This is a genomic window from Segatella maculosa OT 289, assembly GCF_000243015.1.
In the GTDB taxonomy this organism is placed as follows: Bacteria; Bacteroidota; Bacteroidia; order Bacteroidales; family Bacteroidaceae; genus Prevotella; species Prevotella maculosa.
Genome location: NZ_JH594500.1, coordinates 29,806 through 47,021, shown reverse-complemented (window position 1 = coordinate 47,021; position 17,216 = coordinate 29,806). Strand labels below are relative to the sequence as shown.

The following is a 17,216-nucleotide window of genomic DNA, read 5'->3' as shown; positions in this document are numbered from 1 at the left end:
ATTTTATCTTTTTACAAGTTCAACACTAAATTCATCTGAAGAAATCACATTGTATCCTGCTCGTTCAAAGATTTTTCTAGAATCGTTGTCAACAGGATTGATGGCAATATTGTATTCTTTTAATAACATTCCTGCTGTTGCTATTACAACACCATCTTTGTCTAACAAGTCAACATCTCCATCGTGGCTAAAAGGAATATTATTGTCTATCAGTAAATCAACTATTGCTTCCATTCCTGGGTAAAGAACCTTAATATCATTTCTTTCGAGAACATCGAACATGTTATCAGGTTCTTTACTATCCATAACACTTATATCATCCAAAGACTGACATTTCCTTATGAAATTGGCAACTTTCGGAGATATGGAATGCATATTTGTAAGTGGAATATCTGATACTATTAAAGTTGTACTTCTTGATCGGCTGGTAGCCACATTGAATCTTCTCTCATCAAGTGCGAAACCAGGGTTCCTGCCAGGAATATACAAGATTGCATAATCTACAGTCATACCCTGAATCCTATCAATCGTCTCAATAGTAAAGTCATCTAAAGAAGAGTCTGTTAAAAAACTCTTCTGAAGCTGCTTTACTGTATCATTGAACGGTGAAATAATAGCCAACGAGCGTTTTGGGTAGTTTCTACTAAACGCATTTACTACTTGGTTGACAATATTCAAACCTGTTCCCGAGACAATTCCATTTGTGAAATCATGGGTATAATGATAGATTACACCTCCTCCAGATGGAAAAAGATTTGAGTGACAAAGACTAAAATCAATTTCTTTCTTCTGCACAGACCTGAATCTATTACTGTAGAAGATGCCCGTCAAATCAGCACTTGCTTTCGTAAGACGGAAAGTTGTTGTTATTCGGTATGATTTTACATCTGTACCTAAGGCATATGTTTTGAGGCCTTCAATCTGGGTATTTGCATTCCAAGCATTATACAACCCTTTTGTAGGATTGCTGATGATAGGTGGAAGCTGCATCGGGTCACCCACTATAAGGCATTTTTGTCCTAATTTCTTAAATGCTATGATTGAAGCAAGAAATGCCTGTGAGGCCTCTTCTATGATAATCAAGTCGTATGATGGTAAGCCATCGTCACTTAGATTATCTGAATTATATACCTGGGATAGAACATAATTAGTAGAACAAAAGAGTTCTCCATTTGGAATAATGAAACCTTTCTTGATTGGTTTTAGTCCAGGAACAGTTCTTCTTTCATCTGCAGACAAGTTAGACTTTGAAATCTTTCCATCCTGTAGGAATGGCAGGAGTGGTGGCTGTTGAACAAGTTCGATGAGTCCTTTGTTAGCCATTGTCGTAACGCAGACAGTCTTATTATTCGTAAGATAAGTCGCTATGATATGAGCTATTGTATAACTTTTTCCAGTTCCCGGAGGACCTTGGAGGATGCAGCAGTCATCTTCTTCTAAAGTCTGAAGAATTTTTTCTGGAATGGCAGTCTCGTTCTCAGGATTATACTCCAATTCCTCAGGTTGCCAATCTTCATAATCAATTTTCGGTTCAATCATTTGCTCTGGCAAGTCATGATATACCTCTAAGAAATTCACGAGATTATTGAAATAATCCACTGGTGGGAATGGAGAGAATACTATCACAGACAGAGATTTTCCCGACTCTGTTGACTTTTTGAACAAATCATATAATGTCGTACTCAATCCAGTACAGCCTACGTAATCATACTTTGATTCGCCTTTATTATAATAAAGGGGCAATAGGTCAGATGTATTGGAATGATATTGAGTATTCTTACAAAAATCAAGAAATGAGCACACCCATGAAGTAACATTCGGACCAAGTTCCGCCTTGGCTTCTTTCTTAATTACCATTATGGATTTCTGCACTTTCAAACGAGGTGCCTTGTCTTTTGGAAATTTAATAACAACATGTCCGAGGTTGTCATTCACATGGTCAACATATCCAACGATGATTTCTTCCTTTCGGAACAGCTGATTCATAGGAGCCTTAATGATGGACTTCTGTTCCATCTCTGCTTCACGAACCTGGTCCGAGAAGAAATACTGATAGTTTTGTATTTTCTTATCAATACTCATCTTCGTTTTCCTCCGTTTCGTTTATATCATTGTTATTAGGCAACTGAGCGAAGAGCGAATTGTACTTTTCGTTGGAGTTGATTCTGATGAGGGTATATGCAGTCCCCTTTACACCATTGAGTACTCCGGAATAAAGTTCCTCAACGACATCTGCTTTTTCTTCACCCGTGAGCTTGATGACAATATCGTCTTCGCCAATCCATTCAAGAATATCATCAATTGAATTAAAGTACATAAACTCGTTTGACTTCGCACCAAGATAGACACATACAACACATCTGTCGTCAGCAATCTTATTCCAAATTGATGGTGAAAGATACATGATGCCACCGGCAGCACTGCATTTGTGAATGTACTTACCACCATTGATAGTGTGTTCATTCTTCAGGTGAGCATTGCGGACGAAGTCATCCTTGCTTTCATTAGGAGTCATACCTCGATTGACAAGGTTATTGTACAATCTCAGTTGTGCCAAATAATTCTGATCTGCTACTTGCTCCGAAGAGAGGTCTTCTCCTAGAATCCTGTTAATTTCTGCAACTTCGGATGTGGTTGATTCCAGAACTTCAAGCGTTCTAGTGACTCCATGAGAACCGAAGTTTCTTACATCTTCAGGTGAGTATGGTTTGGGGGCTTGTGGAGTATAGTTACTTCCAGAACCTTCCCAACCGTTCATGTAACTATAGGAACGAGTACCTTCACCTGCTTTTGTTGGGGTTGCATTCGAAGTAGACTTTCTCTCGCGAGGTTCTCTTGTCGTTGGACTATCGTGAGTAGAGCCCTTATCAGAACGAGTTTCCTTCGGTTTTATCACATCCAAATTATTGCCTGTATGTTGTGAAGAAGGTCTTGAAGATGAGGTAGAATTATTCTGAGAAGAAACTCCTTGTTCAAAATTGTTGCCATTGCTATGCGAACCTACACTCCGCATATGAGAACTAACATTAGAGCCGCTTCTCCAATAGCCATTTACCCAATTCCCATTGCGATAGTGACCACGTACCCAAGTGCCATTACGGTAGTGTTCACATACTATTTCTATTTCTTCACCATTGTAGTTGTAGTACATTTTTGTGATGTTACAGAAGTCGTTTTCGTCAAGACCTACATCTGACTTTTCAATAGCTTCACGTTCATCGTCATCATCGTACTCTTCTTCACGCAGATACTCGATTTCATTATTTTGATCTACTTCTCTTTCAGAGTTCTCAATGTCGTTGCTTTCTGTTGATACATTATCGTCAAGATTATCATCTTCAGAAATATCTTCCTCAGGCTCATCTGTATGGCCTGTAAATGTGTGACGTATATCTTCATCTACGATATCTGTATCATCAGCTTCATGACCAGTCAGTTCTCTTTTGATACCTGGTATCAAAATGTCGAGTTCGTTCTTAAAGGCATCATCAAGCATTAGAGTATTATTCTCTTGGACAAGTTCCATTGCTGCTTCACGACTATCCATTACGGTTTCAACGAAGTCCTTGTCAGCTTCAATTCCCAAATACTCAATAAAATTCTCTACAAATGGTTTGAATACTCGTTTCTCATCCAAAGACTTGACAAAGTAGAAATCTGCCGAACCTTTTTCGCGATAAAATTTCTTTAAGTTTTGGCAAATATTCTCATCTTTTTCATATCTAATAGATATTGCTGTACAGCACCACAACTCTAGTGCATCTATAAGGTCGCAGTATTTTTGATAGCGTGAGCTCCAATTCTCCGCGTCTTCATACCCTGCAAGAACCAACGCATAGACTCTTAGTGTTTTCTTATATACCTCATTCTTTGAGACCTGATCGATTTTGTCGACAATTAAATCTTCAGGTTCAATAGTTGTTATCTGAAGTATATCGCACGCATTTTTGAAAGAAATTGGACCGGCAGGAAGGTAATCTTTATTGATGATTTGTGGAAGATTACCAAAATACTGCTCCAATTTCTTATCGTTATATGATAAAGCATACAATTCGGTAATTGGTTTGTCCTCATTTTTAGTATTCTTCCACTTAGCAGATTCATCTGTTCTATATTCGGAAACATTTACATCATATTTCTCATCGTAAGTCTCTATCATCCACTGCAATATATGAGCTCTTCTATCTTGGCCAGCAATGCTGAAAAGAGCATACAATGAATCGCAGAAAGATAGACGTAAATTTGATGGTTTGTTTAATAACAAACCAAACAAAGTACGTTTTTCTTCTTTGTCATACTCGATATTTGGTAGATCTTTAAGAGGCAATTTGTTCTCCCAATCATCTACATGTTTTATAACATATGAAGATATACTTAGAGAGTATATTTCACTAGGTTTCTTCATGTAATCCTTTGTCGGAATACATTCTACAGAGTCAAATTCCCCATCATCAATCAGTTTTTTGACACCACTAATGTCAGCATCTCGTTTAATTTGATACTGGCTCCAGAAATAAATTGAGAAATCTCTGTCTGACAGGTTTTCAATATCATCTTTTTCAAAATCGCAATGAATCTTGAAGACTCTATTGAGCATCTTTCGTATGTCATTCGTACATTCTTGTAAGTAAGAATTAGAAATATAATCATAGTCAAGACCATATTTCTCGAAATCACAGAATGGTTTGTATAGACTACCTTCTGTCATTTCTGAAACGTCAGTAAACTCATCACCGGAATTCAAGAAGAGTACATTAGAAATCTGTTCAAACTCTTTGAGACTATCTTTATCTGCAATATACATTGCTGCAAGTTCATCCACGAAACGGAAATGGATAGAACGAAGCAGATCTTCACTATTTTCATCATCTTGAATTTCGAGATAACGATCTATTTTAACTTTTTGCCACTCCGCGAGCTTGGTGATTTTATCACCATCTATTTCGTCTAATATGTCGATAATGAGTTTCCTTTCGTCTGCCGTGGCAAACGAAGCCTGATTTGGAATGTCTATATATTTAAATGGTTCTTCCTTTTCGCTATCAACATAAATAACTTCTGATAGACTATAGAACTCACCGTCATGAGCCTTGACACGAAGATCTCGGAGATTAGAAATTAAATCTCCTTCATAGTGTTCTTCTAATTTCAAGCGATATTTTGCAATTGTAGCCGGCAACTTGGCATCATCTGTATCAGATAATCTGTTATCAATTGTGTCGATAAGAATATCTACCATCTCGAATCGCACGCCCATCTTTACCCAGAAATCTTTCCAGGTATCAACATTGTCTTCCTCTGCAATATATTCACTGCTGACGAATGAGGCATCAGGATGGTAATTTGTTACAATCGTCTCTAATCCACCTTCTTCGATATATTCATCTGAAAGGTAGATTGTATCATCAGAATTTACATATTCATCCGTTGTAAGATAGACAGGAAGAACTGGCAGGTTTGCAAGTGTTTGATCAGCTAGTTTACACCCTTTTACCCATCTCCAGAATTTTATATTATTATCCTTGTCTTCGATCGTTGAATAGAACGTATCTGTATTATCAGTCAGCCAAGTAATGAAGTCGGTCACGGTAAACTGTTCATTTCCCAGTCGTGTTTTCCAATACTCTTCATTCTCCTCTATGTGATAATCAGGATCTATGATGTCAAGGTCGGAAAATTCAACCAATCCCATAGATGCAAGTTCTCGTGCGCTCTTGCTTAATATATGATGTCCATCAGATCTGTCACTAGCATCATCATTACCATAAAGATAAACCTTTGCCCCCTTCATTACCTCCTTTTGCTTGTCGGTAAGGTTAGCAAGACGATCAATGATGAAGGTATGAAATGCTATACTCGCTTCCTTGGATTTTATGGTTTCATTAATATTATCAAGTTCCTCAGTAATTACATCGTTGAAGAAGTTTGCGAAATCATATTTCTTGACTTTGATAGCCAGTATTGACTTTGATTCTCCGTATTTGCTTGAACACATGTTCACTGTGTCTGCAGGGAACCATTCTGAATCAAGAATATCCTTCAATTCAGAGTCATGAGCATAAATGTACGCTGAATCAGAAGCTATATCATAAAAGCCATTATCATCTGTATCCCCGACAAATACAAAGGATCCAAATTTGTCGGCATCCTTCTCTTTTTCGAATATTAAGTTGTAGTTCGCATCGAGGTAGCAGATAAAGTCGAGGTTCTTAGCACCATCGCCATCGTTGTTTCCGCTTGTATTCGATATGACAGAACTGATATTTGGACGTACAATATCTTTGTAGAATTTATCCTCATCAAGTTCTTCGACATAGAAAGCCTTTTTAAGGAAAGCTTTTACTTTCTCCTCATCGTTATCTACTTTGAGATAATCTGAGTCGAGACTATACATCCAGTCACAATTCAACCATTCTTTTTGTGAGTACTGTTCAAAACACTCGGAAGGAAAGAAAACATGGTCTTCGTACAGTACAAATGCCTCGTCACCATCGCAGTCATAAGAGTTCAGAGCATAATCTCGTAAAGAACCGCTACCAAATGATGATTCATGCTCAAAACAGAACTTTACAAATGCCAAACTGGACTCCTTGTCCTCCTGCTGAGATTCATTTATCTCGTCATGATAGTCCTCTGACTGAATAATGTCATTTACTATGACGTCATCAGAATAGTCCAAAACTCCAGCATTCTCTTTGAAATAATCAAGCGTAGCCTTATCGTAGTTTGGTGACACAAAACAGAAAGAAACTGAAGACAACCATGATGCGCTGCATGTTTTCTTTCCTTCTGAAGAAGAAAGGAAAATGAATTTGTCATTGAAATCGTCTTCAACAGTCGCTTCTGAGTCATCATTGAAGAATGGCAGACTACAGAGATCGTCAGGCACAATGCTATTCTTTGCAAGGTAACTGTAGAAGTGGAAGGAAGTCTCCCAGTTCTTCAGTGCTTTTACTGTCTCATCCCAGTTGTCGCTTAACAAAGTGTCGTTTACAAATGTTTCACAATCATATTCAGCGAAATGATCTTCTATTAACTCGTTCCATTTCTTATTATCCTTGAAAAAATCACGGGTCTTGAATGACAGATAGCACAAATGAGAACTGAAAGCAGACAGATCCATCAGTTCCTCATCAATATTATAATATAGATCACTTGCAGAAAAAAGATTTCCACATTCTTCTTCTATGAATATGGTTTCCTCAAAGTAATCTTCCAGATAGTCCTTTTCCAGAAGAAAATTCAAGAATTTATTATTGTTGTCCTGATCTTTAAGCCATTCCTGAAATGCCGAATTGGGAATCAATTCCCGCAAATTATCTTCAGAAAACTTTTGTTCGTCATCAGCATATCTTTTTAGGAAGGAATTGAAGTGTTTATCTTTTCGAAGCATTGGAAGAGGAAGATATGAATCTTCCATCCCTGAAAACTTATAGAATTCCTCATCAGATAAAATGCCTGATGTTGTTAGCCCTGTCGTATCTAATATAACATTTTTAACATTAGCAATTCCCTGACGAACAGGAACTATCTGGTCATTTTCAATACATTCATTAAAGCTTTCTGCAAACTTCTTTATATAATCTTCGTAAAAATCATGCTCTTTGATACATTTCTTAAAATCAGGTATGAGTGAGAAAACCGAACCAAGTTGATATTGCTTGGAGGTGAGCAAATCTTTAATCCAGCAGAATAGCTTGACACCTGCTATAGCAGCCAGTTCTTGATTGAAATTCTTCTCATCATCGCCAACGAGTGTAACTTCTTTTTCAATATCATTTCTATCTCCTTTTGGAATCATATCTGTATTCATAAGAAAGGGAAATCCCCATGAAGCAGATGTTGGAAGATAGCAATACAATATAGATTTATCCACAGGTTCTATCATTGCTCCTTTGTGCTTACAAGCAAAAGAAACCTTAGTGCATTCAAAATCCTTATATTTCTCCGGTATTCTGCTATTACCCTTTTCTATGGTCTTATTAACCAATTCCTGTAAGTCGGGGTTAATGTCTTCTTCATAATCATTAACTATCCATTCTTCATTATTTCTGAAGCATGTTCTTTCTTCTTTGCCATTTATAAATACTCGAACAGAATTAATATTGGGAATGAATAATATAATATTAGAATCAGAGAAGACCTCCCGAAAAAGGTTCTCGTATGATTTTCTTCCTACATGTAAAATATTTCTACTATCTGGACGCAAAGCAATTTGCACTTGGAACTTGGGATTTGCATTATCAAATATGGAATTAACTTCTGGAGCGACTTCATTATGGTCAGTCCAGATTGGTAAAATTTGGAATGGTGCGTCCTGACGCTTTATCTTTCCACCCAATTTCTTTTCTGGTGTTTCTCCCTGATCAAATCTAAATGAGTAATTTCCAGTTCTAATATATACATAGTGGTTATTTAAAAAGACAGTTTTAAAACCAATTCCTTTATAACCTATAGTTTTTTTGTTGGCAACCTTTTCCTTCTCATTAATACCGCAAATACCTGAGATGTTGCGTACATTGAACCTATCACCAGAATGCAAGAACAATAGATAATTGTCTGTAATATGAAACTCTACGTCAACCATCTGTCCCTCTACAGGATAGTCGTTTGCATTTTGCAAAAGTTCATATACAAAAGTTGATTCTTTTGCACTTAACTGTTTGCTAAGTGTATCCAGGAAGTTAGCTGCTGAACCAAAGTCTTTTGACTTATCGCTATGACGATCTTCAAACAATTTATTAATAAACCATTTGGGGGTAATAGCCTTAGGCTGTTTTCTTAAGTCCAAATGGATTTCGTGTGGATTGTTCTTGTTCTTATGAGATAATTTCCAAGTGAATCGATAATAGTTGTCCAATTTTAATCCCTTAAGTTCAAAAGGGAACCCCATTCGAATAGGACGCTTGTAAATATCTGACAAATACGGTGGTATGTGGTCGAAATTTGTTTTTCGAAGATCGTCCACATAATACATTTCTTTGTCTTCATCATAGTGATAGTATCCTATACACTCACAGTCATCTACTCCCCATAGGTCAAAAAGATCTTCGTTTGACACTTCTCCTTCATTTTTTGTCAAAAAGGATACTGGCGCATTTTTACTTCTCAACGTCTTGGGTGAAATTGAGAAATTAATTTGTAAAGGAGACTGTCTAACTTCTTCTTTAACTCTACATTTAAAAGTACAATCCCCTTCTGGTATCTCGTTAGCGGAAACTGGAACATTAATATAACTCCCAATTACATTCGTGGGCTCGCCAGCTATCTTAATAGAGTGTATGTGTCCCTTGAAATATTCTGCATGGTTGCTTTTTATCTCTTTTGAGAAAACGCCCTCAAATATAGTTGTGGCAAAGAACTCCCGAATTTCGTCATCGGAAGCTTTTATCATTTGATATTTATTCTTAAAGAATGCCATAATCTGATTATTTCTGATTAAATATCTTTTCGAAGTGTGCCCAAGCGGTGCGGTAGTCAGCGATGCGGTCGCAACGGTTATAGGGGGCGATAAAGGTTTGTTGCTGGCCTCCGTAGAGTTCACTCTTGCGTGGGTCGATGGTGTGGGTGTATTGCGGTTCTGCACCTTCGTAGGCGATAACGGTACCATCGGCATCTGTGATAGGATTGCCTCGCATAGCATTCCATGCAGGACGGTCAAGACCTACACCTGTAAGACCTCTTGAACAGGTGAAGACAATCTTGCCTTCAGCATCATACCATGTATCGTTTTCATTCTGTTGGAGTACTGGGAACTGGATGGTATAAATCATCTCCAAATCCTGAAGACTTAATCCGAATACCATAGATGCAAGCACATCAATTTCCACCAATGCTTGACGACGCTCAAAGTAATTGCGTAGTGGCGTTGACCACTGCCATTGCTCTGTCAATGAAGCAAAGGGTTTAAGACGTTTGTCTTCTATGCTCCAAGTCTGCAAACGAAAGTCTTCACTCCATACTTCGTCCCAAAGTTCTGAATAACTATCTGTTATACAATTTAACAAAAGAGTTCTAGCAAATAGTGGTGAACGAAAATTAGTAGGAATACCAAGCGGCAACTTAGCTAATCTACCAGGGGTGAGATTTTGAGATGCTACAGTTTTTGTATAGAAGTCCATCACCAAAGATGATGAAAGCGCAGCCATATCCACGGCGTTGTCTCCGCCGCCTAAAAAGGCGGCGGAGACAACGCCGTGGATATGTGCTGTCCTGCGGGGCAGGACAGCACATATCAACGAGCGTTCACCTGCCAGACTAATCATTTTTCTAAATCCAACCTTATAATGGTCAATCCATTTATCGTACACTGGTTCACCATTCACATTTTGACCGACAATAAAACCATCAATACGTGAACAATAATCATCCAAAGGGATTGATGGAAGGTAATTCGTACGGGAAGTATATTCTTCACCTATTATCGTCAGGTCAATATTATCATAATCCGAATTGAGAAGACAATTCGCTCTTGGGTTCTTGTATAATGGATTCCCAACATAAAATTGTGGTCCATTATATATCATTTCATAGTTTGAAACATCAGGATAACAAGTGTGTCGCCTAATTGTACCATCATTAACAGAATTTGTTTCATCTAATGCTGTTGTAATAACGGGATTCATATCAGAAGTTCTCCCTGAAAACCTCTCAATTTTTTCAAGAACTTCGAGAATCTCTTCAGAATGAATACTTACAAGTCTTGCACAATCACCGGTACTACCATCTTCAAAAGTAGAAGATAAAACCTGTAACTCTTCACCCGAATAATGGACTATCCTTTTCTTATGTGGAGCAGTATTCCAATTACCATTTTCATCTTTAATGCCACCGCAAAGTCCATGCCCATCATGTGCGAAACAGGCATCTACAGTACTCGGATGGAAAAGATTGCTGAGCGAAGCGAAGCGCGGTGGTGAACTTATGCCACTTCGCAGAAGTTGACCACCATACTTAGTATGGTGGTGAACTTCTGCGAAGAGACGCAACTCATTCTGGTACTGAAAATGATACATCAAGTGCTTGTAAAGCTCACGACGAAGGGGCTGTCCATTGGGGTCGTCATAAATCGTTTCAGGAGTCAACAAGCCCATATAACCATCACGTCCCATCAGTTCCATGCCATTTGTCAGTACACACTTATAGAGGTTGGTTTGCTGACCAACCAATAAAGGATAGTTCTGATATGCATTCAAGAATACTCCGGAACACGTGTTATCTATTTCTTCAGCACGATATATTTTCTCCAACTGAGAATCAATAGAGAACAATTCATCACGTTTGCGACGAACATCTGGTGCAGAAGTTCTACGAATAGCCACTTCAGGATATTTCTCAGAAATAATTCCTACCTCATCAAACTCCAACTTAATCCATGGCGGATTACCACAGATTATATCGAAGCCATCACGGAGCCAGAATACCTCAATAAACTCCAGCATCGGGTGGAAGAAACGGTACCTCTTCGCCAAACGGTCTGCTATTTTCAGACGGAGCGGCTCATCCTCGGCAAACAAGGTCAATGAGCCATGTGATTCCGTAAGCAATTCTTCCTGCGTCTTGGTGACAATCTCAGATTCCTCTTCCGTCATACGAGTGCCATACTCTGGCATATCTTCCGCTGCATAGTCAGAGCCAACTCGTTCCAATGCCTGACGGGTGCGCCTATCGAGTTTATCATTATCCACATCAAGCAATGCTTCTATGTCAGCCCAATACTCCTGTCGAGTAGGCAGGTCATTGGCATCATCATACTCCCAGAACCACAAAGCACACCAATAGTCCATCGCCAGCTTCAACTTGCGATAGGCATTGTCTCGACGGTATCGAGTATCAAAGAGCTGCTGCTTCTTGGCATACGATTCAGCCTGTTCTTCTTCTTTAAAAAGTGAACCAGTGTCAGCATGGTCTATACCATCCCAGACCTCATTGCGGTTGTTGGTATATTTGTCAATAGAGAGTTGGTCTGTATAATATTCCTTCAAGAGAAGGTCAATCTTACTCGATAGTCGCTGAAGGGTCTTAAAGTCATAATCTGTTATAGGTGCAGTCCAATCACTGAGTATAGTGGTCATACGACGATACTCATTGAGATGCGCCTGCTTCTGTTCCCTGATACTGCGTACACCAAGCATATTGGCATCGGGCAGCAGGAAATGATAGACATCATTCACGGAACGATTGACACGGTTCTGGAAGAACTTCACCTTATGTGGAGCCTTTTCCCACCATTTGTTTGGCAACAGCCTGTTTCTCGGTCCTTTTAAGCAATAAACATCTTGACGGCTATAGACTTTCAACCAGGCACCAATGACTGCATTACCCACAGCCAAACGATTGGCGAAGAAAGGCGTTTCCATGTCCTTGTGAATTACATTCAACCACAAAGAGAGTTTGCCCAACTCAATAGCTGTCGGGTTCAAGTCTACGCCATAGACATTGTGCGTCGCAATGAAGGCTTTCACCTTCTGCAGTTCATCACGATACTTGTCTGGCTGTATGCGCCAGTTCTTCAATCCACGCTCACGTTGTTGCTGTTGCTGGTATGTAAGATAGGCTTCAGCCAGTTGGTTGATGACCTCATTCTGGAATGCAGCAGCTCCCATTGCAGGCTCCAGGATTTTGAGTTCAAGGAGGTCAGTTGCCTTGCGCTTTCCTGCTGCCACATCATCGATGATAGACTTCAACGTGTATTTTACAGTACTGCGCGTAAGTACTTCAGGCGTATAGTAACTGGCTGACTTCTGACGGTCACGACCGTTCAGACTATAGACGAAAGTGCCCTTTGGCAGAATGATGGGTTCGCCAGTTTCCTGGTTGCAAAGTACCTCTGAAATATCGAAATCGCCCATACGACTGTAGGGAACGAGGAGTGTTCCGTCAGAAGGGTCATTTGCCTTATGCACCTCGATATAGTCTTCCTCTGCATAGAATCCACGGAATGCTAACAGACTCTCATATACACTACCCAACTGGTTCACGCCTAAGTTGGCATAGCTGATACGACCACAATAGTTTTTCTTCTTGGAGAGAGAAAGAGCCTTGATGATTTCCTGCCACTTGATGTTACGGATGCGAACCTCGCCTAAATGGTGAAGATTCTTGTCATTGAATAGCGGCGAGTCTATTGGACGCACACGGAAACTCTTGAATAAGCCTGACTGCCCAGCGTTATGGCCATCTGACAACAGACTGAACAGATGACGGATGCTATCATCGAAGAAATAACCGTCACGACTCTCCTGAGAGTTAAGACGTACCATCTCCAAGTCGCGAAGAGATTCAAGTGAATAGCCTCGTTTATACACTTCATCACCCACGGGAAGAATCTCCAGTTCCTCACGACTTTCCGCATAGAATAGGAACAACAAACGGTAGATAATGGTCAAGCAGTCGTCCTTGACCTCAGCTTCAAAATCATCATTCGTCTCATCATAGGTGTCAGTCTCCTTGTCATATTTACCAAAAGGACGGTGTGCGACCTCCTTCATATAGTAAAGTGCTTCATTAGCCAAAGTCTCGACTGCAAAGATAACTCCTTCCTTCAGACCTTTTGTTACCTCGTAGGCATTCTTGTAGCTCTCCTCGATAATGGTGTCCATCAATACCATCTCACCATCAGCTGCCAATGTCTGCTTGCTGACGAGCATGTGGAACAAGGCATAGTAATTACGGAAGGCAGAAACGCGGGCCTGTGCAAACAGTTCGTCGAGGGAGAACTCCAGATAGCTTCCCCTCGCCCACTTGTCCTTATCAAATAGAAACACCACATTACCGGCCAGCATCAGAATGAAATGTGGACGGCGCTTTTCCGGCAACAGAAAAATCTGCGTTACAGCCTTGTTGATAATAGCCGGAGATATTTTATATTTTTCTTTGTCTAATTCGAAGACAAATCGCCACTGACGAGCTGAATACTTTTGTTGCTTCGTGTTGCGGTCTGGCTCACTTTCATACTGCTGTTCAAACAGCCCTGCCGGTTCTTCGTCGCCCGTAGCAATGAGATGCTGCATCTCCATGACAAACATCTTCACCTGCTGCCCCTGACGGAGGATGTGTCGCACAGGAATCATCTCTATGGGTTCAGTGTCTTCTCCAGTTACACAATGCTCTTGGTAGGCATGATCGGTCTCATAGCCCAAAATCTTCAACAGTTGAGTATTGAAGTCATGCGTCTTCTTGATGGCATCCTCTACTCTTGGATTATGATTGATGATGAAATTCTTGTATTCATCATAGTCATGCTGAAGCCGAACAAAGGGAGAACAAAGATTTTTTATATCCTCATTTGAAAGACCTGCACACTTCTGCACTTTTTCCAAAAAGTCTTCACCAAAGTAGCCCGAAGGGAAATAATCGCCTACGTTCTGTATGAAACGATATTTTATATTGTCAGCCATATTATGCTTGAATTATCAGTTAAAAATTATAGAACACAGCCAGGAGACGCATGTATGCATCAGCATTGTCAAGGGTGAACATGTCTTGATAGAACTGCCCGGACTCGTCTCGGATGGTATGAATCTCCTCTATCTGTTTATCACGGTTCCTACGGGTGATGACAACATCCTCGCCCTCAAACAAAGAGAGCTGATGCTCGGCATCATTCGCCCATTTATCAACCTTTCGCTTGTAATCGTTCAATTGAGTTTCCATCTTCAAGGCTACATCAAACTTTTTTTGCATCATATAGTCCTCGTTTCCATGAGCGATGGCACTGGGCAGGTTTCGTTGCAGTATCTCAACATCCGACTCTTGGACTCCTTGCAGATAACCTTCGGTGATGTGATACTTGTTAAGGAACTCATCAAGCGACACAGGCATTTCTCTTAGTGCACCATCCTGGTCAAGAGGTACAACAAAGAACTTACTCAACAAAGTCTGTCCCAATCCATTAGCCTGACTACCATAGAAGAGATAATAGCTCATGCCCTTGGGTAACTGCTCACCTTTCACAACAAAAGCCTGATTCTTAGGAACAGAAGCCGTAAACTTGGTCAGCAGGTACTGGATAATAGGATGAAGGTCGTAGAGCGGAAGGAACTGGCTCCAGCCGCCATCTTTGCTCTTTCGGGATGCTGCTATCGACTTATTCAAGGTAGGCTTGTCAGCACACAAACGGAAGATATTGTCAGTGGGAACAGCCTCACGAGGCATGTCATACAACACGTCTTTCAACTCATCATTGTTCTTTACTTCTACGTAAGGAACATCCCCATCTTGCCAAACCACATCACCACGATGGATGGAGTCGATGGCCTCCAGTTCATTGAAAAGGTCGCGATAAAAGTCTTCGTCAGACTGATAGAGCGACAGTTTTGGCTCGAATATCTTGTCAGATAAATGCTCTTTGGCCGGCGTCGTTGTCACAACATCCGGGCGACGAAATCCTCCACGCTGGCGGCGACGGGTTGGTTCCATATAGCCCTCATCACCTTTCTTCAGGGCTTCTGCAACTTCGTCTTCCTCTTTTTTGCTGCTGTATAGTTCCATCACACTCATGGCATCGCCAAGGGTGTCATGCACCTCTTGCTCTTTGTCGCGCAGCTTATCAATGATACGGAAATCAGTACGGAGGTCTTCGTCTTGTCCCTGAGCTACAAGATAGTAGATAATAGGCGTTTGTTTCTGTCCATAACGGTCTATACGTCCATTACGTTGTTCAAGGGTGATAAGACTCCAAGGAATATCATAGTTGAACATGATATGACAGAAATAATGCAAGTTGACTCCTTGCGAACCGGAATCGCTGGAGATGAAGACACGAATTTTGCTGTCTTCCTTAGCAAAGTCATTCACCATTTCCTCTTGTTCGGTATCAGTGAGCGATCCGTCAAAACGCTTCACCTGTTCGTCATTCAGACGGAATTCTTTCTTCAATTGCTCTTCTAGGAACTTCATCGTGGCGATGCGTTCCGTGAAAATGACAACACGCTCTTTGGGATTCTTCTTCCAAATCTCTTTCAGCTTCTCTCGGAAAGCAACATAACGTGTATCAATACCCAGATTGATATTGCTGTTTACCAAATCAAGCAACTCCTGCACCTCTATGCTATCATCTTTCTTTGAACGCTCCAACAATGAAGCCTGTGCTGCATATGGAGAGGAAAGATAACTTTTAAAAAGAGAAAGTGCGAACAATGGGTCTGTTCCATCTGCATTGCTAACAGAACGGAATTGAGTATGTTGTACTTTAAGGAAACGTTCCTCTTCGGGATGGAGATTGACAGGGATGCTGATTACCTTTCGATCCTGGAACTGTCCACGAATCTGGGCATCCTCAATATCTTTCTTAAATCGACGGACATAATAAGGCTTGACATCCTCTCCTGTGTATTCACCGTTACGGGGTATTGAAATAGGATCAAGCATCCGCATGAGATTGGCAAACGACTCTGCATTGCCATTATGCGGTGTGGCAGAGGTAAGAATCATGGAGTCACATTTCTGTGAAAGGAATTGTGCCAAGTCACCACGCAAGCTTTCCTCATTGGCAACTTTATGGCATTCATCTATAACGATAATATCCCAATGGGTCTTTTCGAGCCACGCACGGAAACGTCCGTTGTTCTTCAACGTATCAATGGAAATAATGGTCTTATCGTAATAATCAAACGGATTCTTGTTCATGGGAATCTCACTTTGAATCTTGGCTACTCCGACACTATCCAAACGGACGAGCGGAATGGCAAAGCGGTTCCAGATTTCTTCCTGGAACTGAGCAAGGATGCTCTTCAAAGCACATACAAGAATGCGCTTGCCGCGACCACGACGAATCATCTCACTGAGGAAGATGCCCACCTCGATTGTCTTACCGAGACCTACACCATCTGCGATAAGCAAACGAGGACGAGGCAGTTCCATTGCTTTCAAGGTGGGCTCCATCTGATATTCAGCGATATCATAGGCTCCTCCCTGAGCAACAGTAATCTTATGAGAGAAAAAGGCGTTACTTCTTATTGCTGTTTCAACAAGAAGTCGTGTCTTACGCCATTTTGGGTCTTTGTCGGCCACCAACAAAGTATTGGCAGGGCTGACAATCTCAATATTTGTATCTATGCTTGTGTCAAAAATGAAATGATGGTTTTTGACCAGCTCACTGATACCCGTGGCGTGTAATAAGTAAACATCATTGATGTCACGTTCAATGTTAGTGATAAGGAAATCCTCACCACGCACAGTAATTCTTTGTCCGGCTGCGTAGTTTGCCATAATCA

The 17,216-nt window shown here is 40.4% G+C and carries 4 protein-coding genes; all 4 read right to left on the bottom strand.

What is annotated here, in order from left to right:
* Positions 1-3: 3 nt before the first annotated feature.
* The 4 genes from HMPREF9944_RS00140 to HMPREF9944_RS00125 are packed head-to-tail and all read right to left on the bottom strand — an operon-like array spanning position 4 to position 17,211.
* Positions 4-2,082, bottom strand: a complete 2,079-nt coding sequence (locus HMPREF9944_RS00140) for an AAA domain-containing protein (RefSeq protein WP_008563598.1) — start codon at positions 2,080-2,082, stop codon at positions 4-6.
* A complete protein-coding gene (locus HMPREF9944_RS00135) occupies positions 2,072-9,421 on the bottom strand; it encodes a sacsin N-terminal ATP-binding-like domain-containing protein (protein ID WP_008563597.1) in 7,350 nt (2,449 codons plus the stop codon). The genes HMPREF9944_RS00140 and HMPREF9944_RS00135 overlap by 11 nt, the downstream gene beginning before the upstream one ends.
* A gap of 7 nt (positions 9,422-9,428) precedes the next feature.
* On the bottom strand, positions 9,429-14,399 hold the full coding sequence (locus HMPREF9944_RS00130) for an Eco57I restriction-modification methylase domain-containing protein (RefSeq protein ID WP_008563596.1): 4,971 nt from the start codon (positions 14,397-14,399) through the stop codon (positions 9,429-9,431).
* A 19-nt stretch (positions 14,400-14,418) separates the two neighbouring features.
* On the bottom strand, positions 14,419-17,211 hold the full coding sequence (locus HMPREF9944_RS00125) for a helicase-related protein (RefSeq protein WP_008563595.1): 2,793 nt from the start codon (positions 17,209-17,211) through the stop codon (positions 14,419-14,421).
* Positions 17,212-17,216: the final 5 nt, after the last annotated feature.

Coding starts and splice junctions, on each gene's coding strand:
- HMPREF9944_RS00140 (WP_008563598.1), bottom strand. CDS start 2,082: ATGAGTATTGATAAGAAAATACAAAACTATCAGTATTTCTTCTCGGAC.
- HMPREF9944_RS00135 (WP_008563597.1), bottom strand. CDS start 9,421: ATGGCATTCTTTAAGAATAAATATCAAATGATAAAAGCTTCCGATGAC.
- HMPREF9944_RS00130 (WP_008563596.1), bottom strand. CDS start 14,399: ATGGCTGACAATATAAAATATCGTTTCATACAGAACGTAGGCGATTAT.
- HMPREF9944_RS00125 (WP_008563595.1), bottom strand. CDS start 17,211: ATGGCAAACTACGCAGCCGGACAAAGAATTACTGTGCGTGGTGAGGAT.